21 protein-coding genes are annotated in these 25,252 nt (G+C 41.7%); 15 read left to right on the forward strand and 6 right to left on the reverse strand.

Features of this window, described 5'->3' with window-relative positions; all coding sequences use genetic code 11:
- Window positions 1-136: 136 nt before the first annotated feature.
- Complete coding sequence (locus V7K76_RS32680; protein ID WP_334775140.1) at window positions 137-1,237, reverse strand: glutamate--cysteine ligase; 1,101 nt, start codon at window positions 1,235-1,237, stop codon at window positions 137-139.
- A 259-nt stretch (window positions 1,238-1,496) separates the two neighbouring features.
- Between V7K76_RS32680 and V7K76_RS32685 the strand changes: the two genes are divergently transcribed.
- The 3 genes from V7K76_RS32685 (at window position 1,497) to V7K76_RS32695 (ending at window position 4,771) form a co-directional block, all read left to right on the forward strand.
- On the forward strand, window positions 1,497-2,165 hold the full coding sequence (locus V7K76_RS32685; RefSeq protein WP_334775141.1) for a Mo-dependent nitrogenase C-terminal domain-containing protein: 669 nt from the start codon (window positions 1,497-1,499) through the stop codon (window positions 2,163-2,165).
- A 67-nt stretch (window positions 2,166-2,232) separates the two neighbouring features.
- Window positions 2,233-3,261: a GTPase ObgE gene (gene obgE / locus V7K76_RS32690; RefSeq protein ID WP_334775142.1), complete on the forward strand. Its 1,029-nt coding sequence runs from the start codon at window positions 2,233-2,235 to the stop codon at window positions 3,259-3,261.
- Between the two features lie 430 nt (window positions 3,262-3,691).
- On the forward strand, window positions 3,692-4,771 hold the full coding sequence (locus V7K76_RS32695; RefSeq protein WP_335030390.1) for a hypothetical protein: 1,080 nt from the start codon (window positions 3,692-3,694) through the stop codon (window positions 4,769-4,771).
- A gap of 162 nt (window positions 4,772-4,933) precedes the next feature.
- Here the strand turns inward: V7K76_RS32695 and V7K76_RS32700 are convergent, their stop codons facing one another.
- A complete protein-coding gene (locus V7K76_RS32700; RefSeq protein WP_334775144.1) occupies window positions 4,934-5,452 on the reverse strand; it encodes a hypothetical protein in 519 nt (172 codons plus the stop codon).
- Between the two features lie 182 nt (window positions 5,453-5,634).
- On the opposite strand from V7K76_RS32700, the gene urtA reads away from it, so the two are divergent.
- Entirely contained in the window at window positions 5,635-6,939 is a 1,305-nt protein-coding gene (gene urtA / locus V7K76_RS32705) for an urea ABC transporter substrate-binding protein (RefSeq protein ID WP_334775145.1), read from the forward strand.
- Between the two features lie 279 nt (window positions 6,940-7,218).
- Window positions 7,219-7,416: a hypothetical protein gene (locus tag V7K76_RS32710; protein WP_334775147.1), complete on the forward strand. Its 198-nt coding sequence runs from the start codon at window positions 7,219-7,221 to the stop codon at window positions 7,414-7,416.
- Between the two features lie 116 nt (window positions 7,417-7,532).
- On the opposite strand, the gene V7K76_RS32715 is transcribed toward V7K76_RS32710, so the two are convergent.
- On the reverse strand, window positions 7,533-10,619 hold the full coding sequence (locus tag V7K76_RS32715) for a PAS domain S-box protein (RefSeq protein WP_334775148.1): 3,087 nt from the start codon (window positions 10,617-10,619) through the stop codon (window positions 7,533-7,535).
- A gap of 543 nt (window positions 10,620-11,162) precedes the next feature.
- On the opposite strand from V7K76_RS32715, the gene V7K76_RS32720 reads away from it, so the two are divergent.
- Window positions 11,163-11,618 carry a DUF2141 domain-containing protein gene (locus tag V7K76_RS32720; RefSeq protein WP_334775149.1) on the forward strand — a complete coding sequence of 152 codons (456 nt, stop codon included), beginning with the start codon at window positions 11,163-11,165 and terminating at the stop codon, window positions 11,616-11,618.
- 138 nt (window positions 11,619-11,756) lie between these two features.
- On the opposite strand, the gene V7K76_RS32725 is transcribed toward V7K76_RS32720, so the two are convergent.
- The 3 genes from V7K76_RS32725 to V7K76_RS32735 all read right to left on the reverse strand — a co-directional run bounded on the left by V7K76_RS32725 (window position 11,757) and on the right by V7K76_RS32735 (window position 16,662).
- On the reverse strand, window positions 11,757-12,914 hold the full coding sequence (locus V7K76_RS32725) for a peptidoglycan-binding protein (protein ID WP_334775150.1): 1,158 nt from the start codon (window positions 12,912-12,914) through the stop codon (window positions 11,757-11,759).
- A gap of 277 nt (window positions 12,915-13,191) precedes the next feature.
- On the reverse strand, window positions 13,192-14,259 hold the full coding sequence (locus V7K76_RS32730; protein WP_334775152.1) for a DMT family transporter: 1,068 nt from the start codon (window positions 14,257-14,259) through the stop codon (window positions 13,192-13,194).
- A gap of 750 nt (window positions 14,260-15,009) precedes the next feature.
- Window positions 15,010-16,662, reverse strand: a complete 1,653-nt coding sequence (locus V7K76_RS32735; protein ID WP_334775153.1) for a Ppx/GppA phosphatase family protein — start codon at window positions 16,660-16,662, stop codon at window positions 15,010-15,012.
- Window positions 16,663-17,069: 407 nt separating this feature from the next.
- On the opposite strand from V7K76_RS32735, the gene V7K76_RS32740 reads away from it, so the two are divergent.
- The 9 genes from V7K76_RS32740 to V7K76_RS32780 all read left to right on the forward strand — a co-directional run bounded on the left by V7K76_RS32740 (window position 17,070) and on the right by V7K76_RS32780 (window position 25,074).
- Window positions 17,070-17,954, forward strand: coding sequence for a 4-hydroxybenzoate solanesyltransferase (locus V7K76_RS32740; RefSeq protein WP_334775154.1), 885 nt, complete (start codon window positions 17,070-17,072; stop codon window positions 17,952-17,954).
- Window positions 17,955-18,899: 945 nt separating this feature from the next.
- Window positions 18,900-19,160, forward strand: a complete 261-nt coding sequence (locus V7K76_RS32745; RefSeq protein ID WP_334775155.1) for a hypothetical protein — start codon at window positions 18,900-18,902, stop codon at window positions 19,158-19,160.
- 54 nt (window positions 19,161-19,214) lie between these two features.
- On the forward strand, window positions 19,215-19,682 hold the full coding sequence (locus V7K76_RS32750) for an oleate hydratase (protein WP_334775156.1): 468 nt from the start codon (window positions 19,215-19,217) through the stop codon (window positions 19,680-19,682).
- A gap of 417 nt (window positions 19,683-20,099) precedes the next feature.
- Entirely contained in the window at window positions 20,100-20,408 is a 309-nt protein-coding gene (locus V7K76_RS32755) for a hypothetical protein (RefSeq protein WP_334775157.1), read from the forward strand.
- A gap of 10 nt (window positions 20,409-20,418) precedes the next feature.
- Window positions 20,419-21,531: a ferrochelatase gene (locus tag V7K76_RS32760; protein WP_334775158.1), complete on the forward strand. Its 1,113-nt coding sequence runs from the start codon at window positions 20,419-20,421 to the stop codon at window positions 21,529-21,531.
- 25 nt (window positions 21,532-21,556) lie between these two features.
- Window positions 21,557-21,871: a hypothetical protein gene (locus tag V7K76_RS32765; RefSeq protein WP_334775159.1), complete on the forward strand. Its 315-nt coding sequence runs from the start codon at window positions 21,557-21,559 to the stop codon at window positions 21,869-21,871.
- A gap of 822 nt (window positions 21,872-22,693) precedes the next feature.
- Window positions 22,694-23,443: a DUF6920 family protein gene (locus V7K76_RS32770; protein ID WP_334775160.1), complete on the forward strand. Its 750-nt coding sequence runs from the start codon at window positions 22,694-22,696 to the stop codon at window positions 23,441-23,443.
- 245 nt (window positions 23,444-23,688) lie between these two features.
- A complete protein-coding gene (locus V7K76_RS32775; RefSeq protein WP_334775161.1) occupies window positions 23,689-24,633 on the forward strand; it encodes a DnaJ C-terminal domain-containing protein in 945 nt (314 codons plus the stop codon).
- Window positions 24,634-24,768: 135 nt separating this feature from the next.
- The gene (locus V7K76_RS32780) at window positions 24,769-25,074 is read left to right on the forward strand and encodes a chaperone modulator CbpM (protein WP_334775162.1); all 306 of its coding nucleotides are present in this window, start codon (window positions 24,769-24,771) and stop codon (window positions 25,072-25,074) included.
- Window positions 25,075-25,252: the final 178 nt, after the last annotated feature.

Here is a 25,252-nt window from a genome sequence, read left to right on the forward strand (position 1 = left end):
TTGATAGGGCGAAGCTTTGCGTCTCTAAAAGTCTAAAATCAGTACTAAAAATCCTTAACCCAAACCTATTGCTTTAAGGAATATGCACCTGAGACACTTTTTCTAAAGTATTATTTTATACAAAAAATACTTTCCTTTAAAGTTGATAAGTCTGCCTTATTACCTCTTCTATTGAACTTACGCGATGGAACATTTCTATTAATTCATGGGATCTTGTTTTTCGCTTTGCCAATAGCACTTTTAGTGGTGTTAAATAATGAATATCTGAATCATCTCCCAAAGCGACTTCGACTGCTTGTAAGACTTTTGTCGCATTTGCGAAAATATCCTCGTTGTCAAAGCCTTCTTTTGCAGAAAGTTGATGTAATGCAGCATCAGGTACAGTTGCTCTACCCAGCAAAGTTTCATCTAAAACCAAGCCTTTCAATAATGTCAGCAAAGCCGCATAGATTAAAAAATCATCACAACTATCACAAGCCTTAAATTCAATACGTCCTACTTCAGCTGGAATGCGGGCGATTTTTGTCAAAGAAGGTATGCTCTTAATCAGTTGTTCCTGTTTCTGAACAAAAACTAAAGTTGCTGGTCTTTTTCCAGTTCTGATAAATGTTCGCACTGATAAACCATCCCATAAACCTCCCTGATAAAAAGGAGAACTATAACTAAAAGGGACAATATATGGGCTGTAATAAGTTAACTTTCTACCAATATCAATCACACTTTCTATAGACAAATCTGCCACTGAAATATTTAAATCTGGCCCATAAGATACCATGTGAATATTAGCAGTTTGTTCGTCAGGATAGGCTTCTAGCTGTTTGATTTCATAATTATTTAACGGTGGTTGAGGCTCAAAGGCTGGATTGTAGGGATTGAAACTAACCAAAACTGGTGATAACCCAAAGTCAGCAGCAACTTCACGTAGTAAGCGAAAACTTTCTGATAATTCAGTAATAGCACCTTGAATATGAGAATGGATAGTTGTTCTAATTTCAATACCTTTAACATGACAGTCTATCACCTCATCGGAATCTGCAAATCTTTCAAATCCCTCAATATACCATCTCTTCATCTTAATTCCTGCATCACCAACACGTAATTGAGGATAGTCGCTGGGGTATATAGGTAGCCTTTCAATAATTTGATTTAACTCAGCAAATTTTATATGGGAAAAATCAGCAAATTTTCCTTCTTTATTTAAGAAAGCGACTTCATGCTCAATGCCAAAGAAAAACATTATGTATACCTTAATTGCTGAGAATTAACCTAATATAGCAATCCTAAATCATTCGTGAAAATCAGATAGGATTGCAATAGAGGAGGAAGTAACAAGCAGATTTGTATCCTGACAAACTTCCATCATTGTGTAACGCAAATTCCAGTTTTGAATCTTATTTATTTTTGAATTGTGAATTTTCTCTGCTCCTCCCACTACCTTCATAGTCACTGGTTAGGGTAGCGTAGTAGTGACTGAGGAAAGCTTGAGACGTGAGTTTATGACAAGTACCGTTCAATCCCCCTACAGCAGCGAACAGATTGCCGCTTGGTTGCGTGGACTGCTAACCATTGCTTGGGCAGATGGTAATTTTGACGATCAAGAACAGGAATTAATTGCCAGCATCACTAAAGATGAATTAGCTCTTGGGATTAAATGGGACTCACTAGAGGTAATTACGCCAGAAGAATTAGCCGCAGTGTTGGGTAAAGGCACGCCAGCATCGGAAAATTTTTTAAGGACAGCAGTGATGGTAGCGATCGCAGATGGTACTTATTCTCCCAGCGAAGATCAAGTTCTGCAACAGTTCTGCCAAGCCTTAGAACAGCCAGAGAATTTCCTGGAAGCCCTTCGCCACACCCTAGAACACCCAGAGCAAATCACCCCCACAACTGGACTTACAAAGCGTCAAATAAATGCACTACACCCCCTGCGTGACTGGCTTGATAGGTTAGATATCCAAGACCCAAGAGTAGCGCGCTTTTTGTGTAAAATGATTCCCTCCCAATGTCCCTTTGAGCGGGATGTCATCTTATTTGGACGCAAGATTGTGCATATCCCACCGATGTGTAAAATTAACCCCTTGTATGAGCAGATGGTAGGCTTACGTTTTCGTGCCCTCTCTTATCTAGCAGACAAATGTGGTGAAGATATTTCAGCATATATTTAGTTAAAGTGGAGAGTGAGGAGTTATAATTTTTAACTCCCAATTCCTAACTCCTCACTCTTATTTAAGTATGCAATTTATCGACCAAGCAAAAATTGAAGTTGAAGCTGGCAAAGGTGGCGATGGTATTGTCGCCTTCCGGCGAGAGAAGTACGTGCCCACTGGTGGCCCCTCTGGTGGTAATGGGGGGCGAGGCGGTTCGGTATTTTTCGTTGCCGATGAAAACCTACAAACCTTGCTGGACTTCAGATATAATCATCATTTTCAGGCAGAAAAAGGTACTCGTGGCGGGCCAAAAAACTGCACTGGAGCCGCAGGAAAGGATTTAATGATCGAAGTTCCCTGCGGTACAACCATTTATGATGCTGAAACTGGTGAATTGCTGGGGGATTTAATTGAACCTCAGCAGACTTTACTGATTGCCCAAGGTGGTAAAGGCGGACTAGGAAATCAGTATTTCTTGAGTAACCGTAACCGCGCCCCAGAATATGCCCTCCCCGGATTACCAGGGGAAATAAAGCAGCTGCGCCTAGAATTAAAACTTTTGGCAGAAGTGGGGATTATTGGCTTACCAAACGCTGGTAAATCTACTCTAATTTCATCTTTATCAGCAGCACGACCAAAAATTGCAGACTACCCCTTCACAACCCTAATCCCGAATTTGGGTGTAGTGCGGAAACCTACTGGCGATGGTACTGTTTTCGCCGACATTCCCGGACTAATTGCAGGAGCGGCTCACGGGGCTGGGCTGGGGCATGATTTCTTGCGCCATATCGAACGGACACAGGTGCTACTTCACTTGATTGATGCCACTAGTGATGATGTGGTTAGAGATTACAACACAATCAAGGAAGAATTAAAAGCTTATGGACAGGGTTTAGCAGAACGTCCGCAAATTTTGGCACTGAATAAAATTGATGCAGTCGATCGGGAAACTGTCGATTTGGAGGCGTTAGCCACCCAACTAAATCATCTCTCCTACGCCCCGGTTTTTGTGATTTCAGCAGTTACTCGCACCGGATTAGAGCCGATGTTACAGGAAATTTGGGGAATTCTCGACCAAATGAAAGTTCCTGAAGCAGTGGAAGTATTTAGCTGACCGAACAAAGCAAAAGTAAAAAGTTAAACTGGTAGGCGCTCCCCTTTATACTGCCAGAGAATTTCGACTGTCCGGACAAATTAACCGTATAGGGCGCAAAAATTGCATAATCTGCGGTTAACCATTATATAATCTTTGATTGACTATTATATAATATGAAGTCAACTATTGTCATAGCAACGCATGGTACAAAGTGCAATTCAAGACTTGTTTAGTATCTCAATTTTCTGCTTATCACACACCCTGAATGGTTCCCAAATAGTAGTCAGTATGTAGTTATTTATTAGAAATGAAAAGACTTGTATTTTGCCAATTTATATTAGTCTGCGTCCTAACAATAGTATGGTGTATCATTGCTTATACCCACCAAGCCTATGCATTGAATATGGAAGGGGGGAATCGTATTGCTTTATCAAATTCAAAGTCAGAAGTGGAGATTGTCAGCCAAATCACTGAACAGTTTGCTCAAACAAAACCAGCAGATAATTTTTTGCAAGCTGAACTATCAAATTCGACGCGCCAACCCAGTCCTTATAAACCAACGATTGTTTTCGTTTATGTGGCGTTAAACACCATATCTCAAATTAGCCTGCCTGACAAAACATACAATATAGCAGCGGAAGTCCTTCTAGAATGGCAAGATGGTCGATTGGGTTTCACCCCCAATAGTAAAGAAACAAATGCTTCATTAAAATTTAATGGTGATGATGTCAAGTCTATTTTGGGAAAAATCTGGTCACCAAGTTTCACAATTGGTCATGAAATTCAGCCACGAGAAATACAAAATCGCTCAGTCTATGTTGCTCCAAACGGTTGGGTGAGAGTATACGAACAGTTTAATGATATTGTGAAATTTGATGCAGATGTCCACACTTTTCCCTTCTGTAACGAAACACTCACCCTAGCTATTGATTCTGCCCTTGACGATCGCAGTAATGTCACATTCGATCTCCAAGAGTTTAAATTTCCTTCCCCAGACCCATCAAAGCAGATTATTGGACGCTGGTTAATTAAAAATATTGATGCTCGCACGCAAGGTCTTAATCGTCTTGATTCCAAACTCGGTTTTCCAGAAATAGTTGTATCGATTGACGTTCAGCATAAACCGCAATACATCATTTTCAACTTTTTTCTGCCGCTATTTATCATTTTTGTTGCTTCTGCTGCTGTAACCTGGATTGACCCAGCCAAAACTGCCTCTTATGCCTCTCCGCGATTGGGTGGGACGTTAACGCTAATCCTGACGACAATCGCTCTCAAACTAAGTCTAGCCAAAGAAATTCCGGCTGTAAATTACATTACTTTGACCGATGCAGTTTTTGGTATTACCGTTTTCGCCCTGCTCTTAAGTTTAATCACGTCTAGTACGATCGTCTATTTAAATGAAACAAAACAAGAAATGCTATATAAACGAATCAATGTAACCTTCCGTAAAATTTATCCTTTCTTATATGTCGGGTGCATGGCTGGTATTGTTTTGTTTTTCTTCACTGTGAATTGGAACCTTTGAGATCACTTGGAGTATAAGAAATAATTAACTGGCGATCGTAATTAGGACTTATACAAAACTACACGCTATAGAGGCAATTTATGAATTGCCCCTACAGCTAAAAATCAGGGTTTCAGCTATTATTTGCCTCAGTCCTGGCAATATTGAAAGCGGCTCATCAATCTACTTACGGATCTTTACTCGTTCAAATAGAGCAGAGTTAGTCCCAGGAATATCAGTTTTTGTGATCAGTGCGCGAACTTTCTCTCCCTGCTCAACAATCACACCAAATAGAGTATCTTGATCGACTTTGGTGCCATCAAGTTTAAAGACCCCAATGTCAAAATTGACTGTGCAATCATGCTCAACTTTGTAAGTACCTGTAACCTTAGTCTGTGCAGTATTACCTGCTAAAACACGGAAGCCACTCCCTTGCAAATTACCCTTGCCATCAAATTGGACTATTCTCACCGCAGCAAAAGGAAGGAAGGGAGCCGTAGTGCCATCTTGACCTATAATCTCGTAGGCATAAGCGCCTCTTAAGGTTGCATCTGTACATCCTTGTGCAGTTTTGGCATCTTCATCCTGCGCCATTGCCCGTGGCAGATTCAGAACTACAGGAATAGTTAACGCTGCCAGAACCACAACCGCTAAGGAGAGAAGCATTATGATCAACATATTAAAAGTTTTAGGAATTCTCATTCAATAGCCTCCATAATTAATCAGATGACGAATATTGCCAAATAGTAAAACCAGTCAAATATTATCAAACAAGTGGCAGGATTTGGTAAATTTATAACATGAGTAGATCAAGTTAAATACGTAGTCTCCCATCTTGGAGATATCCCGGCTGAATTCTTCTACAAGCTAGATAACACCAATTTATGACAAAATTGTTCGGTCGGCGGAAGTTGATTATTTTTGGCTCCATTGTGGCTTCTGGTCTATTTCTGAAAGCTTGTAGCAGCAAACCTTCTACAAGCAGTAGTCGGAAAACTTCTCTGTTAGCATTTACTAGTTTTGGAGAGACGATCAAAGTTGGGATTTTACACTCACTTAGCGGCAGTTTGGCAATTAGTGAGAAGAGTGTTGTTGATGCCGAACGATTAGCAATTGAAGAGATTAATCAAGCTGGTGGTGTGCTAGGTAAACAAGTCGAAGCAATTGTAGAAGACGGGAACTCTGACCCTGCTACCTTTGCGAAGAAAGCGAAGAAGCTGATTGAACAAGACAAAGTAGCGACGGTATTTGGTTGCTGGACTTCGGCAAGCCGCAAAGCTGTACTTCCGATATTCGAGTCAAACAATAACTTGCTATGGTATCCATTGCAGTATGAAGGGCAAGAGTGTTCTAGCAACATCTTCTACATGGGAGCCGCTCCTAACCAGCAGATTGAACCTTCGGTTGATTGGTTGCTCAAGCATAAAGGCAAAGAATTCTTTCTCATTGGTTCTGACTACGTTTTTCCACGTACTGCTAACAGTATCATTAAGGCGCAACTGAAAGCTAATGGGGGTAAAAGCGTTGGCGAAGATTACATTCCTCTGGGCAGTAACGATGTCCAGCCTGCGATCGCTAAAATTAAGCAAGCTTTACCAAATGGAGGTGTTATCTACAATACCTTAAATGGAGATACTAACATTGCATTTTTTAGGGAATTACAAGCCTCTGGTTTACATCCCGATAAATATCCTTCTATGTCTGTCAGCATTGCGGAAGAAGAAGTCAAAGCGATTGGAATTGACTATCTTTTGGGTCACTACGCAGCTTGGAATTATTTTCAAACCGTGAAAACCCCTGCAAGCGAAAAGTTTGTGCAAGCGTTCAAGGCGAAATATGGATCGGATCGCGTTGTGAACGACCCGATGGAAGCCGCTTACATTATGGTATATCTCTGGAAGCAAGCGGTTGAGAAAGCGAAAACGGCTGATCATCTCGAAAAGGTGAAAGCTGTGGCTTACGGTCAAAGTTTCGATGCGCCTGAAGGCAAAGTCACTATAAACGTCAATCACCACCTATCTAAGTTCGTGCGGATTGGAGAAGTCAGAGACGATGGTTTATTCAAAATCGTCTACGAAAGCAAGGATGCTGTCAAACCGATACCCTGGAACCAATTTTTAGCCGAAACCAAAGGTTATGCTTGCGATTGGCTGAATCCTTCTAAGGGTGGTAAATATAAAATAACTTAGCTTCTATTTTACACCTATGGGGTAAACCTGGTGCTTATCAGGGTAGAGGTGCGCCACGTAAGCATGGTAACAAGTTTAAGCTCAACGACCCCTAAACATGGCCAGAGACAGATGAGACTTTGACAGTGGAAGATCCAAAAGATGGAGTGACCTGATGCCCCTGCTAACTTGGCAACTCTGGTTCGCAAGAGTTGCCTGTATTGATTCCCCATTGCCTTCTCCCAAAGGGAGAGGCTAGCGCCAAGGCAATCAACTCAAGATAAACTATCTCCAGGGCGTGTGGCACAAGCATTTCCCCTCATTTTGGCTGCTATTGGCACTCGGTCTGTTCCTCCCAAAACCCGTGGGAAATCATCTGGTCGCACCCCAGGGCATCGACCACCCTCTCCTCCAACTTATCCCACTGTCAAAAAACGCGCATCTAAAAAAGCTAAAGCCGAAGAATCACTTAACAAAGCTGACTCAACTGCTGCTTAGTTTCGGCTGATTTTCTCATGATTCAACTTGACTCAGTTTCTCCAGGAAGTTGGGTAACCTTGTCTTGCTATTCTCTTAATTGCTGGTTGAATCCAAATTAGTCCAAACTCCAGTTCTTAAGTATCCTGGCTCAAGGGAATCTTAATCACAAACTCAGCGCCTTGTCCTGGCTGCGAAATACATTCTAAGAAACCGCCATGTCTTTGTGTGACAATCTGATAGCTGATGGCAAGTCCCATCCCTGTACCTTTGCCGATGGGCTTGGTGGTAAAGAAAGGATTAAATAGTTGCTTCTGAACATCTTCTGTTATTCCTAATCCATTGTCGGCAATCTTAATTATTACCAGATTTGGCTCTTGTAGTTGGCTGCAAATGTAAATTGTTGGAATTGGGCATTGGGCATTGGGCATTGGGCATTGTTTATTCCCCTTGTCTTCCTCATCCCCCTTGTCTCCCTCATACCTATTCCCCACTCCCTCTTCTAAAGCATCGATCGCATTTGTCAAAATATTCATGAATACTTGATTTAGCTGCCCAGCGTAACATTCAACCAGGGGTAGTTCGCCATACTCTTTGATGATTTTAATTGTTGGGCATTGGTCATTACCCTGGAGGCGGCTTTGCAAAATCATCAGAGTGCTGTCGATTCCTTCATGAATATCAACAGCTTTCATTTCGGCTTCATCCAAGCGCGAAAAAGTTCGCAGGGAAAGCACAATCTCTCGAATCCGGTTGGCCCCACCTTTCATTGAGTTGATTATTTGTGGCAAATCTAATTTCAAAAATTCCAGTTCGATTAGTTCTACAAAATCCTCAATTTCTGGTACAGGTTTAGGATAATGACTTTGGTAGAGTTCTAAAAGTAAAAATAAATCTTGGGTGTATTCCTGGGCAGGCGTGAGGTTGCCATAGATAAAATTGACCGGGTTGTTGATTTCATGTGCCACTCCTGCGACTAGTTGCCCCAAGCTGGACATCTTTTCACTTTGAATTAAGTGAGTCTGGGTATGTTGAAGTTCCCGGAGTGCAACTTTAAGTTCTTCGGCTTGTTGTCGGAGTTGTGCTTCTGACTTTAAGAGAGCTTCTTTGGCTTGTTTACGTTCTGTAATATCTCTAGCAACAGCTACCTGACAAAAAGGCTCTCCTGTTTCAGGATGTTTAACTATAAACAGGCTGCAATCAGTGGGAATTTCTATACCTGTTTGAAAATGTCTATGGCGAAACTCGCCTTGCCAGAAACCATGTTGGAACATCAAAGGAATAATTTGTTGCTGAAACTCGTCAACAGCTTCTGGTGAATGAAAATCAACTATTGACTTTGTTTTGGCTGCTTCCAAGTTACTAAGTCCCAACATTTTGAGTCCGGCTGGGTTTACATAAGTAACTTGCCCTTCCATTGAAGAAATGCCAATAAAGTCACTGCTGTTTTCAATCAAGGCGACAAATTTTTGTTGTTCCTCTTCGGCGCGTTTGCGTTCTGTGATGTCTAACACCATTGAAGCAACGCCAATCACCTGCCCATCAGGAGCCACTAACGGATTGTTATACCACTCACCAACTATTACTTTGCCATCTTTAGTGATGTTTTCATTAATACTAAAGCTTCCTCCGCGTTGCGTTAGCAGGGCGGTGATAATCTCATTTACGTGCTTTTTGGCATTTTCAGGTATTATGACCTCAAAACAATTCCCCAGCATTTCCTCTGTGGTGTATCCAAAGATTTTTTCTGCCGCCCGATTCCATGTCTGAACCTCAAATTTGGTATTCCATTCAATAATGGCTAAAGGTGTTTGCTCAATCAGCAATGCTAGTTTTTGCTGTGAAGCCCTGAGTTCTGCCTCTGCTTGCTTGTATTCGGTAATGTCGCGGTAATACCAAATTCTACCGTAATAGTCTCCTAAAGGTGATATGTCATCACAAGCCCCTAGCTGTTTATGCACGGGTACAGAATAGCGTTCAAAAATCTTTCCAGACTTCAGGAAAATTTCATCACGGCTGCTTTTTTCTGGATGCTGGTAAAGATATTCTGTTTTAGCGATAAATTCGTCTGGATTTACTAGTTGGTCTAGCACCCATGTCATAATTTGACGAGCATCGCGTGTTTGGAGTAGTGCGGCAGGAATTTGCCATAACTGGGAGAATTTCTGATTGGATGATATAACTGTTCGATTTTCATCAATAATTAGAATTCCGTTGATGGAAGCTTCTTGTTGAGCTTGGAGTAAAGCATTAGTGCGGTGTAGGTTTTTCTCTGCTTGTTGGCGTAAGCGCAACATAGCTTGCTGTTCGCTGATGTCTCGAAGCAACCAACGCCAGCCGACCTGCTGACCCTGTGAATCATACATAGCAACCATTTTGATACTAGCAGGGAAAACTGTACCTACTCGTAACTTTAGATGGACTTCCCAATCCTGCACCTGCTGCAAATTTGCCAATTTGGCCATGACAGTTTGGTGGTCTGCTTCAGCGACAAAGAGGATGAATGGTTTACCGATGAGATAGTTTTGTCTCACAGACAGTAAGGCTCCACTTACATAGTTAGCCTCCTTGATGATGCCGACGACATCAGTCACCAAGTAAGCATCTGGGGCCAAATCAAACAAATCCTGGTAACGCTGCCGCTCTAATTCCGCCGTTTCGTGAGCGATCGCTAATTTTTCGTTTTGTTGGCGCAGTTCTTCTTCAACTATCTGGAGTTCTTCGAGGGTTTCCCGAAGTGCCTCACTATTTTGTATTTGTTCAGTAACATTACTAGCTCTGCCACTCACACCGAGAATTTCACCGACTTCATTCTGTAAAATGATGTCTCGAATACTACCCACCAGAAATTTATTACCAGTCTCATCCTCAAAGCAAGACTTTTTTGTAGAGATGAGATGGATTATACCCTGAGCATCAGTAAAAATATCCTGGTTCTCATTAGTAATATTTGTGGTGAAAACCAGTTCATCTCTTTCCCGAAACACATCAGCTTCCGTTTGCGGCAAAAAATCATAGTCTGACTTACCAATTAATTCTTCTCGGCTATAACCGACAAAATCACAGTAGGTATCGTTAAGTAATACCCAGCGATGTTGACGGTCTTTGACAAAAATTGGGTCAGATATGCCATTGATTATCTGATGCAGAAACGCTAGACAGAAGTTTTGCTGCTGCGTGTTTTGTTTTGGCGCAGGGTTATCTAAGAATCTAGGATGGTTCATACCCGAATTTATCTCTAAAATCAAGCTAAACAGCTTTTGTTTAGCGGTGTGTGTGTCAGCATGAGTAGTCTTTATTATTCCCAGACTAGCTACAAATGCAACAGGGGATTGGGGCTGGGGATTGAGAAAATTTTGTTTTCTTTGGGAACAAAAAGATTCTCCCAAGGGGAGACGCTAAGAGCGTTAGCCTCTCCCTTTGGGAGAAGGGGAGACGCTAAAAGCGTTAGTGAGTCTTCTCCCAAGGGGAGACGCCAAGGGCGAACGAGCGTCACGAGCGTCATTTTGAATTCGGAGCGTACCCCTTTCGGGATCTTGCTACGCGCAGCGTCTCCAAGAGTTGCGACGTGACTGTTTTAGAAAGTACATATAATAATTTCTGAATAATATTTCCAAAGAATATTTATATTTACAGATGTGCCAAGAGATGAAATATGGCTAGATGCTTGCAAGTATTGACTGAATAATGTCAGGATGAGTCTGCGCGCTCTTCATACAGGTGAAAACTTAATTTCAGCAAAACTTATTTTATTCTGTGAAAATTTTATGGTTAAAGAATTGAAAGTTAGTCTGCTACTATTAGCAGTTCTGGGAAATCTGGCATGGTCATTTAGTGCCAAGGCAAATTTTAACGGCAAACTTACTGTAGAAATAGATGGCTTGAGGAATAAAGAAGGACAAGTTTGTGCAAGTATATTTGCAAGCAGTGAAGGATTTCCTAGCGATCGCGATCGCGTCTTACAAAAGCAGTGTACCAAAATTACTGACAATCCCTTCACAATTACCTTTGACAACTTGAAAGCAGGTATTTACGCTGTTGCTGTCTTCCACGATCAAAATAATGACCGCATTCTTAATCGCAATATTCTAGGTATACCAAAGGAAGGCTTTGGATTTTCCAACAACCCAGAAATTCGCACCAGAGCGCCCAAATTTAGCGAAGCAGCATTTTTAGTCGCAGGCCCGAATACCAATATCCAAATCCAGTTAAAATATTTTTAGGCTGACAGCAGATTTAAACTTACTCCACTGTCAATTTTAAATTTTACGTGGCAACAAAGGTGCTTTTTCAGCAAATCTTAAATTTTGGATTGAAGGAAAAATCTAAAATCTAAAATCTAAAATCGAATGACTTCTATTCTATTCTGGTGAATCTTTGTCTGAATTTTCCGGTAGACTTTGTTGTTCTGGCAAGCCACGCATTCGATTCATCTGAGTTAAAGCATATCGTGCTGTTGCTTGCACATCTGGGTCTGGGTCTTCCAGTGCATGGCGCAACATCTGAGTCATTTGACCCATCATGTCATAAACGCGTGTCAGGTCACGGATCGCATTTTGCCGCACCTGTGGGCTTTCGTCTTGGATTGAAATTGCTAAAGCACGGTTCATCGGTTTGAGTATGCGAGTACCAATTTCTGCCAAAGCTGCCAAAATTAAACTGCTTTCTTGAGAATCAGCATCAATCATCAGGTCAACTAGATGTTGAATTGCCCGCGAATCTCCCTGCTGACCCAAATCCCAAATAGCCTTGCGCCGTTTCGTGGGGTCAGAACTGCGTAAGTCTTGAATTAATTCGTCAACGATGTTGAGTTTAGCAAGACGGGAAGTTTTTTCTGGTAGCAGCAATTGTGGGGGAGGTAGTGGCGTAATTATTTGTGGGTTAGTTATAGTCTCTGGTGAGGATGGTGTCATCGGTTGTTTATTAGCTTCACTTAAACTTTTAGTATTAGATATTTCGGACTTTTGAACTTTGGTTAAATTGCCATGTTTGACCTGACGAAACCATCTCAGCAGGTAAAAAAGTGCGCCTATACATCCCATAACTCCGATGGCAAATATTAACCACCAGACAAAACCTCTCTCCCTTGGCTTGGGTTTTGCAATTGGTTTAGAAGTTGCAATAGGAGAGGCAAATATTGGAGAGGTGATAATCTGATTTTTGGTAGCCAAAGCAGCTTGCAGTTTTCTACTAGTCTCCAGACCCGTAAGACCATCTACTTTTAAACCCTTTGCTTTCTGGAATTTAGCTACAGAGATTTCCGTACTGGTAGTGTACTGTCCATCTACTGCACCACTGTAGTATCCCAACTGCTTTAATTGGGTTTGTAGTCTCTGCACATCTGATTTTCGACTACCATATCTCAAAACAGCCGGACTAGCAGTAACTATCGAACTCGCTTGTGCAAGTTCTAAAATTTTAGGTGCTAGGTTAGGTGTGGCTATACTTGAGCGACTTGGGTAAAAACCCACACAAGAAAAACAGGTAAATATCAGAATTGAGGAACGGCATAGCCTCATATTGCAAGTTTTAGCCTAAACGTGCTTTTGAAGTCTTCGATACCACAATAGCTTCTTGATGACCAAATGTTAACTGTTATTTTTGGGGATTGGGGATTGGGGATTGGGGATTGGGGATTGGGGATTGGGGATTGGGGATTGGGGATTGGGGATTGGGGATTGGGGATTGGGGATTGGGTGTTCTCCCTCATCTCCTTCATCTTCCTACTTAATTACGAATTACGTTAGCGAGTAATCGAGCGTCCGTAGGAGCGTCATTACGAATTATTTTAACGAGTTAGGGTAAAGTTTCTGGTTCAGATTCTCTGACTACTAGACTTATGGGGTTCAATTTTTGAGCAGATTTTTCTAAAACTGGTTGCTGTATATTAGCTATTTCGCCGACGGTAATGGTGTCGTTTTGTCCTGCTAAAGCATCACGTTGGTTAATTAGATAGATGCTGATTAAAGTGAGAAATACTCCTATCCACTGCAACGGACTAAGGACTTCTGATAGAAAAAGATTGCCAAATAGTAGCGCAAAGACGGGCGTGAGGAAGGTGAGGGAACTAAGACTAGTGAGACTGCCACTAGAGGCAAAGTAGAAAAATAAACCGTAGGCGATCGCACTGCCAAATACGGTAGCATAACTCAAAGCTGCTAAATCAGATCCTCCTAGATTCTCCCACTGCTGGGATTCCACAACTGATGAAACTGCCCATAGTGGCAATCCACCCAAAATCATGTGCCATCCCGTAGCGCTTACTGGGTCAGCATATCGGCACACAAACCGAATTAAAACTGTTCCCACTGCCATTGATAGCGCTGCTAACAACATTAACCACTCACCACTAGCAAACAAATCTTGCCAGTTGCCTATTGTAATATTTGCGCCTGAGTCGAGAAAATGTAAAATCCACTCATCAGGTAAACCAATTAAACTAATACCTGTGACTCCCAAGCCTAGCCCCAGCCATCCCCAAAAACCAATGTGTTCTTGGAATAACCACAACGACATCAATGCAACAGCTAAGGGTTGTGAATCAATCATTACAGACCCTAACCCTGCACTGGTTTTGACTAATCCCTCTGCCAAAAAGCCTTGAAATAGCGTCCCATCGACTAGGGCAAATAAGGCAATCCACAGCCATGCAGCCCAACCTTTCGGCTGGGGTTTACCCATGAATGCTGCTGCAATCAGAATTAACACCCCTGCTGGTATCAAACGCACTCCCGCCATGAATAGCGGTGTGGTATGGGGTATCACTCCTTTCATGGCTACCATTGCCGTTCCCCATAGAAAAAAGGGGGCGATTAACAGGAGTGGGGCGAAGGGAAGTCGAGATGCACTGAGTTTCAGTTGCATGGGTTTGCTGATGCCTTTGTTTAACAAGCGCAAAAGTTGCTTTACCCAATCTTACCGAATTATGTAGGGCTTGCGATCGCATAGCATCTTGGAGAGAAGGAAATAATACTCAGGTGTTATAGCGAATTCTCTGCGCTTACCTCTGCATCCCTATCCCTTCCACAGACTAAATTATATCGCCAGCTGTAGGGGCAATTCATGTAGACGCGGAGCGGCTCCCCGCAGAGTATTGCCCCTACGGGTGTACCTCACGTGAATGAGAACCGCGATACCAACGTATTTCTATCATTAGTAAAGCAAAACTGTATGAGCATTCTCCATTGCATAAAACCGAACAATTGAGCCTGCTTTATTGAAATTTTATATAAGGATATCTAAGTTTTCCCGGCTTAGATATCCAATAGCAACATAACCTATATAAAATAGATTGTTAACTCTATTATAATTACTATTTTTTGTTTTTAAATGCGTCTTAAGTAAATTATAAATTCATCCTTAAGCAGGATGTCAAAATTAAATAGATATTCTAATAAAAAGTTTTCTTCAAGGTGGTATTGTTTGCTCACTATACCACCTTGAACTGTTACTAGATAAATTTAATCTGATTTTTACCTCAAGCTTTTATATTCTGCCTATAGCATTTCCCGTTCAGATGGGGTACAACGTTTCGCAAGGTGTAGGGGCACGGCAGGCCGTGCCCCTACGGATGTACCTTACGTAAATGAGAACAGCTATAACGCACCCTACTTTCTAAGACAAGTTCGCAACGCCAGACTTTTCTAAAGTCGCTACTAATTTCACTCCAAATTCTTCCTCAAACACTCCTTTTTTATAATCTAAACTCCAGAGTTCTAAAGCACAATCATCATCAGGTTTAGATGGGAAAATTAGCAAGTTGACCTGCCGAAGTTGTTGATAATACTCACATTGCACTTGAGCGATCGCACCAATTTGTCGTCTATCTAACGCCACTGCCAATCTTAAAATTGCACTCAATTGACTGACCATTTGTCGCTGGTGTTTAGTCAGCAAACTCTGGTAACTTTCATGTTTTTTCTTGGGCGGCGATTTGCGATGATAACGCGCTAAATTGGCGATGATTTCAATCTCGGTTTCTGTATAACCGAGTAATTCTCCATTGCGAATTAGATAGTAAGAGTGCTTATGGTGAGAGGAATGGCTGATATAGTGACCGGAATTGTGTAATATTGCTGCTGACCACAGCAATTGTCGCTCGTCAGATCCCCAGTGGTGTAGAATACCTTGAGTTTGATCAAATAAACTCTCGGCAAACTTTGCCACGCGATCGCTGTATTCTAAATTGATGTGGTATTTATTAGCGAGTTTGAGAACATTTCGTTCCCGAACTGAACTTTGGTAGCGCAGTTTGTCTTCAATTAAACCGTGGGTTAGCATCCAGTCTACGATGACGCCCTCTCTCAGAGAACGCTCACAAACTGTTACCGATTCAGTACCCAAAAGGGTCATTGCTTCCTGCAATATAACTGCACCCGCGAGTATAACTTCAGCCCGCTTATCTGGCATCCCAGGTATGTCAGCCCTTTCAGAATTACTCAGTTTCCGCAAGCGATTTACTAACTCTTGCAAGTCTTTAAGACTAAACTGGTAGCCATTGAGAGTAGAAGGAATAACACCCGACTTTTCTCGTGCATGAATTATTGCCAGGGTTTCAATTGTACCCGCAGTACCCACCAAACGCGGAGATTCCCCAAATTCTAGGTTTGCTAACAATTCTTCTACAGAACGTTCCAACATTCCGCGTGCATAAGCTTGGAGGTACTGAAACTCGGTGTTACTGATGGGGTCAGTGGTAATTAACTCGCTAGTGAGTCGCACTGCACCAACTTTTGTACTGGTGAGAATACGCGGTTGTTGACTATCACCCAAAATCAATTCTGTGGAACCACCGCCAATGTCAATAATGGTATGGGGCTGGTTGTGAAATTCCATGCCCGATAGTACGCCAAGATAGATTCGTCGCGCTTCTTCTTGACCAGATATCAAGTCAACGCTTAAACCTAACTCCGTTTCTATTTGGTGCAAAAAATCTTTTCCATTGGGGGCTTCTCGCACAGCACTAGTTGCCACCGCAATGATAGTTTCAGCGTTGATAGTTTTGGCAACTTCTTGGAAACGTCCACAAGCGGCGATCGCCTTTTTAATTATCTCCGGTTTGAGTTCCCCAGTAGTGAGATCGCGATCGCCAAGTCTGACAGTTTCTTTTTCTCTGGCAATAATGCTGAAAGCTGGTAGTGTGGGGTCAATCTTGACTACTACCATGTGTAGAGAATTTGTTCCCAAGTCAATGGCAGCAATAATCCGATGTTGCTTAGGTGGTTGAGTTGGAACACTCTCCCAGCTAGCCGAAACTAAATTCAGCATCTAGGTTTCTCTCTTTATTAAGAAATGATGGCAAACGATGGTATGTCGGGGTAGCTGGCACTGATATTTATTACAACGCACTTTTTGAAGCTGATTACTGAGTAAATAAAAAATACTTAGTAATCGAAACTCAATTTGCTCAAGGAAAATTGAGCTAAGTATATTCACCCTACTGCTTCTAACCTAGTGACTATTTAAAGGTATTTAAAGTTGCCACTTTCGGTTATGTATTTACAAATAACAAATAAAGTTATTCTATAGATGTAAAGATGTGTGAACTAGGGAGTGGGGAGTAGGGAGTAGGGACTAGAGAAAAGTTTTCTTAGTAGGCAATCATAAATACACAATGCCCACTCCGCACTTCCCATACCCCACTCCCCACTCCCCACTCCCCACTCCCAACTACTATGTTAACTACGCCAGAACGCCCCCAGTCACCAACTTGGCTTACAATTATCCGGCTTTTGCGCTGGCATAAACCAGAAGGACGGTTAATTTTAATGATTCCTGCCCTTTGGGCTGTGTTTTTGGCAGCTTCGGGGAAACCGCCCTTACCTCTGGTTGGTGTAATTATATTGGGTACTTTGGCCACAAGTGCGGCTGGGTGTGTTGTCAATGATTTGTGGGATCGGGATATTGATCCAGAAGTGGAGAGAACACGCGATCGCCCCCTCGCTTCTCGTGCTTTATCTGTGAAAGTTGGGATTGTAGTTGCGATCGTATCGCTAGCATGTGCAGCAGTCCTGGCCTTTTATCTTAACCCCCTGAGTTTCTGGTTATGTGTGGCAGCAGTGCCTATAATTCTGCTTTATCCAGGCGCAAAGCGGGTATTTCCTGTACCACAACTGGTACTTTCCATCGCTTGGGGCTTTGGGGTATTGATTAGCTGGAGTGCAGTCACACAAACCATCTCTCAACCAACTTGGTTACTTTGGGGCGCAACTGTTCTGTGGACATTAGGATTTGATACTGTTTACGCTATGAGCGACAAGGAAGACGATCGCCGCATTGGTGTTAATTCTAGCGCCCTATTTTTTGGGAATTATGCCCCTCTCGCTATTGGAATTTTCTTTGCTGGCACAATCTTATTGTTGGCTTGGTTAGGCGTAGTTATACATCTGCACTTAGCCTTCTGGATTAGCCTCGCTGTTGCTACTATTGCTTGGATTTGGCAGTCTCTACGATTAAGACAGCAAGACTTACCTAATCCTGTTTATGGTCAGATGTTTCGGCAAAATGTGTGGATTGGTTTTATTTTACTTGCTGGGATGATTGCTGGATCTGTTTATTGAAAGCGACGGGAAACTCCATCTCCTGGTGTCTGTAGAGGGATAGTCACCCCATCGCTTGGGGCATTGGTGGGCATTGGTAACTTCTTCCCTATGCCCAAAAACTCCTGACTAATTAGAATACGCTTTATCGTAAATTAAAGGGTTTAAGGGACTGACAAATAAAAAAATATTCAATTAACTCTTGTGGGGTGGGCATCTTGCCCGCCCAGCTTATATGGCGGGCAAGATGCCCACCCCACAATATTGGATAATTTATTTCTTGGAGTTCCCTAAGACCCTGCAATCTACATGTAGCAGCCATTTCAGTCGGGGTTTGTCTTGAGAAATCGCTCCACTTGGGCTTTCCCCAAGACCGCGTTTCTCGCTAAATCCCCGTCTGGAATCTCTTTAATTTTGAATTTTGTTAGCGAGTCAGCGAGCGTCATTTTGAATTTTGAATTTTGAATTGTTAATTATGGTTTAGAGTTGCGGTAAAACAATGCAATATTGTTGTCTAAATATAGTGCTGAAAGTCTTATTAAAAGCATCAAATAGAAATTCATTACAATAGGAAATATTTTTTTAAAATGGTTTAAATAGTGTATGAATTGTATAATTTCTACTAAAACGTTCAAAAGGTAGAGGTTATATGGGGACAAATTTGTAAATATTAAATGTACGGCTAAAAAAAACAAGCTGATATTACATCTTAACTTGACGATGATCTAGCCATATTTTATAAGAAGAATTCAGAACTCAGGAGTCAGAATTCAGTATGAATTCTGTACGAGTGGGTAATGAATATTGGTTAAAAGCGAGTGGAATGGTGGGCGAAAAAAATTAAAATATTCTCGCCTTAAAACTCTATCCCTTTATGGGTAGAGTATTCTGAATTCTGAATTCTGAATTTTGAATTCTGACTCCTGACTCCTGTTTTATAAATTCAACATACTAGAGCTAATTATCATGAGTACTGCAATTGATAACTTTACCAAAAATCTTCATGACAATTTAGAAGCGGTTGAAGAACGGGTAAAATCGCTGAGGGAAAGTATTCAATCTGCAACGAAAAAAAATCAAATTGAGATTGAATCTCAACTTAATGAAGCGAAAGCAAAACTAGACGCTAAAGAACAAGAATTCGATGAGTATCGGGCAAAACTGAAAGCTCAATTCGAGGAAAAAGAGACAGAACTCAAGCGGTGTGATGATAGCGGTTCGGATTAGTGACGTTGCCAGCTACAAGCTAGTTAAACTAAACTCGTCAGGGAGTCAATTGACATGGTTAAGGAATTTAATGCTTATCTGTTGAGTGGTGGTATCGGCTCTTTGGCAACCACTGCCTTCATGATTCGCGATCGCAGACTCCCTGGCGGAAATATTTTTATCTTAGAAGCAAAGCCCCTCTTGGGCGGAAGTATGGATAGAGCCGGGAACCCTGGTGAAACAGTTGAGCCTGAAACAGTTGAGCCTGAAACAGTTGAGCCTGAAACAGTTGAGCCTGAAATAGTTGAGCCTGAAATAGTTCCACCTGAAACAGTTGAACCTGAAACAGTTGAACCTGAAACAGTTGAGCCTGAAACAGTTGAGCCTGAAACAGTTGAGCCTGAAACAGTTGAGCCTGAAACAGTTGAGCCTGAAACAGTGCAGGCTGAAACAGTTCAGGCTGAAACAGTTGAGCCTGAAATAGTTGAGCCTGAAACAGTGCAGGCTGAAAGTATTGAAGAACTTGGGTTAAGCCAAGGCTAGATTCTTATCAGAAATCGCAAATTAATACCACAATTTGTACAACATTGATCCATCAAATTTTTTATATAAATTTAAAAGGAGATCAGCATGAGAGTTATTGAGCCTGAAATTGAGCAAGTTGTTAGTTCTAGGTGGACAACCGCGATCGCTATTCTAATGATGTTCATGAGAAAACAGTAAAATATAGCACACTTTAGCGGAGAGAAAATACGTATAAAGAAATGGCTGAACGGGCTGAGTGTATGATGTTAAACAAAAGGCTGTTTATTGCCAAGCGATCGCCATTTTAGGTGATGTTCTCACATGTAATGGAAGCCCATCAATTGAAAAAACGCCATAGATGCGGGCGTTCCATTCGTGGTAATTTTTTAGCCTGAACTCATTTTTCATCAGCCCGCGCATTAAGGGAATTATTTTATGACAACCGCCAAAAATAACAGCCAATATTTTCAAGATATTCGCCATCTTCATCTCATGCTTGCGCCAATTATGTTGTTACCTTTATTGCTGACAACCATTACAGGAACGGTTTATCAGATTGTTGATTTAGCAGGCAAAAAAGATGAGTTTCACTGGTTATTACATTGGCACAAAGGAGACTTTGGAATCCTTAATCTAGAAGTAATTTATCCTTTCCTGAATGCTCTCGGCTTGCTCGTATTACTTTTTACTGGAATTTTTATGTGGCTTCGTTTGCAGCGTACTTCTAGAAAACAATCTACTTAGGCTTAAAGCAATGATTATTAGTCACGAATCTCAAGCGACGCAGCCCGTCGGAACCCAAAATAGCGAACGCGTTGCAGTTTTGCTTGCAGGGTATGGTGAGGTGCAATCTTACCGCGCTCTGAGTGTTTACAACCAAGCTGCAACTAAGTACATTGCATCTCAGTTTGTGCCCATTCCAGAATGGCTATACCCTCTTGCTGGTTGGTTTCTCGCACTTCAAGATTTGTACAATTTTGGAGTCAAGCACGATCATTTCATGTCGCCCGAAAATGAGATTTTTGAAAAACAACGTCTTGGTATCGAAGAAGAGTTACAACACCAATGGGGAAATCAGGTGCAAGTGTTCAAAGGATTTTATTTCTGTCAACCCTTTGTGCAAGAAGTTGTAACAAATATCATTGAGCAAGGGTTTCAGAATTTGCTAATTTATCCAATGCTTGTGGTCGATTCTGCATTTACGGGCAAAATAGCTGTCGAGCAAGTCAATGAAGTGATTGCTGCAACTGCATCTGTAAATCAGCCTCAACATTCGACCTTCAAAGCAATTCGATATATTCCAGCCTTTGCGACTGAGCCTGACTACATTGATTTAATGGTGCGTCGCATTAAGGAAACTCTGAATCAGCTATTTGTTGGTCGCTTTTTTGAATCTCAGATTGGGATTGTCTTAACGGTTCACGGTGGCCCAGAAAAAGCGCAAGGACTATTAACTGGGGAGATTGATGGACAAGCCCTTTATGATGGCGTGGAAGCACAGTTACAGCATCAATATCCCCTAATCTCCATCGGCTGGGTAAATCATGACACACCTTTCATTAATTGGTCACAGCCCGATTTGAAACAAGCCGCCAAAAGCTTGATTACAGCAGGTGCCCAAACTATTCTATTTAAACCCCTCGGCTGGGTGACAGATAATTATGAAACTATTCTCGATGTCGAAGATGCAATTCAATATTTGCAGCGTCAATATCCAACGGTGACTTACACACGGCTCGATTGTGTCAATGACGATCCTGATTTTCTGAAAATAGCCGCAGAATGGGCAAATCCTCACATTGAAGCCATGTTGTCGGTGCCGCAACACCATGAGCATATTCAAACTAGAAGACTTGATTTTGACTGAAGTTTGAAATAGGTTAAAAACCACAGTGCGGGATTTATCCACCAATCTTTTTGAAGTACCCAAATATCGTGTTGAAGTACCCAAATATCGTTTTGAAGTACCCAAATATCGTTTTGAAGTACTCAAATATCGTTTTGAAGTACTCAAATATCGTGTTGAAGTACCCAAATATCGTGTTGAAGTACTCAAATATCGTGTTGAAGTACTCAAATATCGTGTTGAAGTACTCAAATATCGTGTTGAAGTACTCAAATATCGTGTTGAAGTACCCAAATATCGTGTTGAAGTACCTAAATATCTGAATGGAAACCGCTATAGATGGTTAGTAATAAAATTGTAAGTAAGGTTAAAAAGTAAAAAGTAAAAAGATAATCCCCATAAATAAATTGAGGGGAAATGATTAAGGATGTATTATTTCTCTCTACGAGACGCCAAAGGCGAACGCGCTACGCGTCTCGAAATAAATGTTTTTATTTCATTCCATAAATTTAGGGGCAACTCTTGGAGACGCACTCGCTTTCAAACCATTTTTCTTTTTCTTTCTTTTGCCTTTTAACTTTTAACTTTTGCCTTGTTTTGTAACGAAGAGATGAAATGACCAATTGATTAATTTCTACAAAAATGATGGACTTGTGCATTTTTAGTTACATATTGTATCGTATTCAATCAATTCATTCAGGAAATCAAACAATTGCCTGTCACGATGATAGCAAAAGCCAGATTTATTAATTAGACTCAATCAATGAGATGAAGAATACTGACAAAATTAATAAAATTAAAAACACCAATACAAGTAGGTACTTGAAATAAAGTAAAGACATTTTAGCTCCCTCAGATGCGTAGGTTGGGTGGAGGAACGAAACCCAACATTTTCGCGGGTTTGTTGGGTTTCACTTCGTTCCACCCAACCTACGATTATCCTTAACTGAACCGTATTGGGTTATGGATTTGTATTTATAGAAGGGCTAACCCTATTAACATTTCAATTACACTGCCCATTAAATCTGCTTGCCCGAAAATATTCAAATTCCCAAAATGACAATTTTGATATTTATCTTCCAAGTTGGTTAGCCAAATATACTAAGTCGATCTATACATCTATTTTCATAATTATTTTTATCATCACAATTTATCAAATTCTGAATTAAAAATACTTGAGGCAATGATGACTAAACAGATTTCTCTCAATACGCTATGGGATTCAGCGACATCTAAGGATCGTGTATTTCATTCAGACGAATTCGCTCACTTGCCAAAAGCAGCAAGACGATATCTCGAACACGCGATCGCTCCTAGAACTGCGATCGCATCTGCGGTTAGATTGCAGATGCACGGCGAAATCAAATTAAAAAGTTGGATTCCATTCAAAGCAGAGCAAGTCATTTGCTGGGAGCATGGACTGATTTGGAGTGCTACGGCATGGATGAACGGTTTGCCAATTGTGGGATCGGATCGAATTATAGACGGTGTAGGTGCAATGCAATGGAAGCTTTTAGGAATTTTCCCTGTCATGACCGCGACTGGTTCCGATATTACGCGGTCTGCGGTTGGTCGTCTTCAGTCTGAGTCAGTGTGTTTGCCATCTGTGTTTTGTGGTGATGATGTGTCATGGAGAACAACGGATTCATCCCATCTTCATTCTAGTTTTTTAGTGCAAGGTGAGAGAGCCGAACTAGATTTCACCATCGAGCAAACGGGTCGGCTTAAAACCTTTCAGTTACCACGCTGGAATAACCTTGATGGCTCTGAGTTTCATTATATTGACTTCGGTGGAATTATGGAGGAAGAACGCACATTCTCTGGCTACACTATTCCGACTCGTCTGCGAATTGGATGGTACTTTGGCACTGAGCGGTTTGAGTCAGAGGGCGAATTTTTCCGAGCCACAATCGATGATGCAATCTATCGGTAGACCAATTAAACATCAAAAAGTCTGTTACGACTAACGCAGCCTGACCTATGCAGGAATTTATATTTCCTCTCACACTATCAGCTTTACCCGTTGCCAGTCGTTGAAGACTTACTACCCACCGCAGAATAACCCGCAATGAAACCAATTCGCAATTCGCAATTCGCAATTCGCAATTCGCAATTGAATCAAGCCACCCACAAGGGGCGAGGTTTTAAACCTCACTTCTTTTCATCAAGAGGTAACTGATGCCAACTGCAACAGATTTTAAAGACTACTATGCCATTTTGGGAGTAAGCAAAACCGCAACCCCTGAAGAAATCAAACGGGCTTACCGCAAGCTTGCCCGCAAATATCATCCTGACCTCAATCCTGGAGACAAAGATGCAGAAACAAAGTTCAAAGAACTAAATGAAGCGAATGAAGTACTCTCCGATCCAGAGAAGCGGCAGAAGTACGATCGCTTTGGTCAGCACTGGAATCACCCTGGTTACACTGAAGCACCGCCACCTAACGGAACTAATGGTGCAACAGGCGATTTCGATCAGTACGGCGATTTTGATTCGTTTATCAACGATTTGCTGGGTCGATCGAGAGGTAAAACCCCTAGTGGTGGCTTTGATGATTTTAATGGGGGATTTCGTTCTCAAGCTCCCGCACCGGATACAGAAGCTGCGATCGCCCTCACATTTTCTGAAGCATTTCATGGTGTCCAGAAACGGCTGCAACTCGACGAGGAAACCATCAACGTCCGTATTCCCGCAGGTGCAAAACCAGGTAGTCGAATTCGGCTCAAGGGTAAAGGTCTTCCTAGTCCGTTCTCTCAACAGCGCGGCGATTTATATTTAACTATCGAGGTCTTAACTCATCCCTTCTATCGATTTGAGGGCGATAACCTCCTTTGTGACATTCCCATTCGTCCCGATGAAGCGGTTTTGGGGGCAGAAATCAGCGTCCCTACCCCCGATGGTAGCGTGACAATGAAAATTCCCAAAGGGGTGCGATCGGGGCAATCGCTCAGACTGCGCGGCAAAGGCTGGACATTGCCAAAAGGGGGACGAGGTGATTTATTTGCCAAACTTCAGATTGTCACGCCGCAAAACCTGAGTGCGATCGAACAAGAATACTACGAAAAAATCCAGGCAAATACTAGCTTTAACCCACGTACCCAGTTAGAGGAAATTAAATTATGACCAATATTTCTTTAGTGTTAAAGAGCAAGCAGATTTATCTGTGGAATAAATCGAAAATCCAAAATCTAAAATTCTCAAGCCCCTAGATTTATCTGTGGGTCAATCCAAAATCCAAAATCCAAAATCCAAAATTGTATGACTTTCAGCCTTTCAAAAACCGTGGTTTCCCTCGAAGGTGAGCAACTTTACAGCTTTGAATATGCTGCGTTAATCACTAAGACTTCGATGACGCTGGTGAAGTTTTATGTTGAGTTAGGCGTAATCGAACCCATCGGTGATTTGCTGCATTCCCGCGAGATTGCGCGAATTGCTCAGATTCAACGCTTGCGTCGAGATTTGGGACTAAACTTAGTCGGAGCGGCAATGGTGCTAGATATGACGACTGAAATTGCCCAATTACGGGCGCAGCTAAAGGTGTATCAGTCTCATTCATATTCATAACTTCCCAATTTAGATAAGTAGCGACGAATTTAAACATCCCAACTTTTCCAGTGCCGGAGCGATCGCTTCTGTTGATTAACCCCAAAAAAAACTAGAACCGCAAAGTTTGCTAGAGAAGGTCAGATATTCAGGTAAACTAGAGAACGCATAGAATATGTGGTGTATGAATGGCAAGAAA

The sequence above is a fragment of the Nostoc sp. genome (assembly GCF_036917975.1).
GTDB lineage: Bacteria > Cyanobacteriota > Cyanobacteriia > Cyanobacteriales > Nostocaceae > Nostoc.

What these genes read in the sequence shown, in the direction of transcription:
- obgE (WP_334775142.1), top strand. Translation starts at nt 2,233, where the DNA reads ATGCAATTTATCGACCAAGCAAAAATTGAAGTTGAAGCTGGCAAAGGT.
- V7K76_RS32735 (WP_334775153.1), bottom strand. Translation starts at nt 16,662, where the DNA reads ATGCTGAATTTAGTTTCGGCTAGCTGGGAGAGTGTTCCAACTCAACCA.
- V7K76_RS32770 (WP_334775160.1), top strand. Translation starts at nt 22,694, where the DNA reads ATGATGACTAAACAGATTTCTCTCAATACGCTATGGGATTCAGCGACA.
- V7K76_RS32760 (WP_334775158.1), top strand. Translation starts at nt 20,419, where the DNA reads ATGATTATTAGTCACGAATCTCAAGCGACGCAGCCCGTCGGAACCCAA.
- V7K76_RS32730 (WP_334775152.1), bottom strand. Translation starts at nt 14,259, where the DNA reads ATGCAACTGAAACTCAGTGCATCTCGACTTCCCTTCGCCCCACTCCTG.
- V7K76_RS32755 (WP_334775157.1), top strand. Translation starts at nt 20,100, where the DNA reads ATGACAACCGCCAAAAATAACAGCCAATATTTTCAAGATATTCGCCAT.
- V7K76_RS32680 (WP_334775140.1), bottom strand. Translation starts at nt 1,237, where the DNA reads ATGTTTTTCTTTGGCATTGAGCATGAAGTCGCTTTCTTAAATAAAGAA.
- V7K76_RS32725 (WP_334775150.1), bottom strand. Translation starts at nt 12,914, where the DNA reads ATGAGGCTATGCCGTTCCTCAATTCTGATATTTACCTGTTTTTCTTGT.
- V7K76_RS32775 (WP_334775161.1), top strand. Translation starts at nt 23,689, where the DNA reads ATGCCAACTGCAACAGATTTTAAAGACTACTATGCCATTTTGGGAGTA.
- urtA (WP_334775145.1), top strand. Translation starts at nt 5,635, where the DNA reads ATGACAAAATTGTTCGGTCGGCGGAAGTTGATTATTTTTGGCTCCATT.
- V7K76_RS32720 (WP_334775149.1), top strand. Translation starts at nt 11,163, where the DNA reads ATGGTTAAAGAATTGAAAGTTAGTCTGCTACTATTAGCAGTTCTGGGA.
- V7K76_RS32715 (WP_334775148.1), bottom strand. Translation starts at nt 10,619, where the DNA reads ATGAACCATCCTAGATTCTTAGATAACCCTGCGCCAAAACAAAACACG.
- V7K76_RS32700 (WP_334775144.1), bottom strand. Translation starts at nt 5,452, where the DNA reads ATGAGAATTCCTAAAACTTTTAATATGTTGATCATAATGCTTCTCTCC.
- V7K76_RS32745 (WP_334775155.1), top strand. Translation starts at nt 18,900, where the DNA reads ATGAGTACTGCAATTGATAACTTTACCAAAAATCTTCATGACAATTTA.
- V7K76_RS32750 (WP_334775156.1), top strand. Translation starts at nt 19,215, where the DNA reads ATGGTTAAGGAATTTAATGCTTATCTGTTGAGTGGTGGTATCGGCTCT.
- V7K76_RS32685 (WP_334775141.1), top strand. Translation starts at nt 1,497, where the DNA reads ATGACAAGTACCGTTCAATCCCCCTACAGCAGCGAACAGATTGCCGCT.
- V7K76_RS32780 (WP_334775162.1), top strand. Translation starts at nt 24,769, where the DNA reads ATGACTTTCAGCCTTTCAAAAACCGTGGTTTCCCTCGAAGGTGAGCAA.
- V7K76_RS32740 (WP_334775154.1), top strand. Translation starts at nt 17,070, where the DNA reads ATGTTAACTACGCCAGAACGCCCCCAGTCACCAACTTGGCTTACAATT.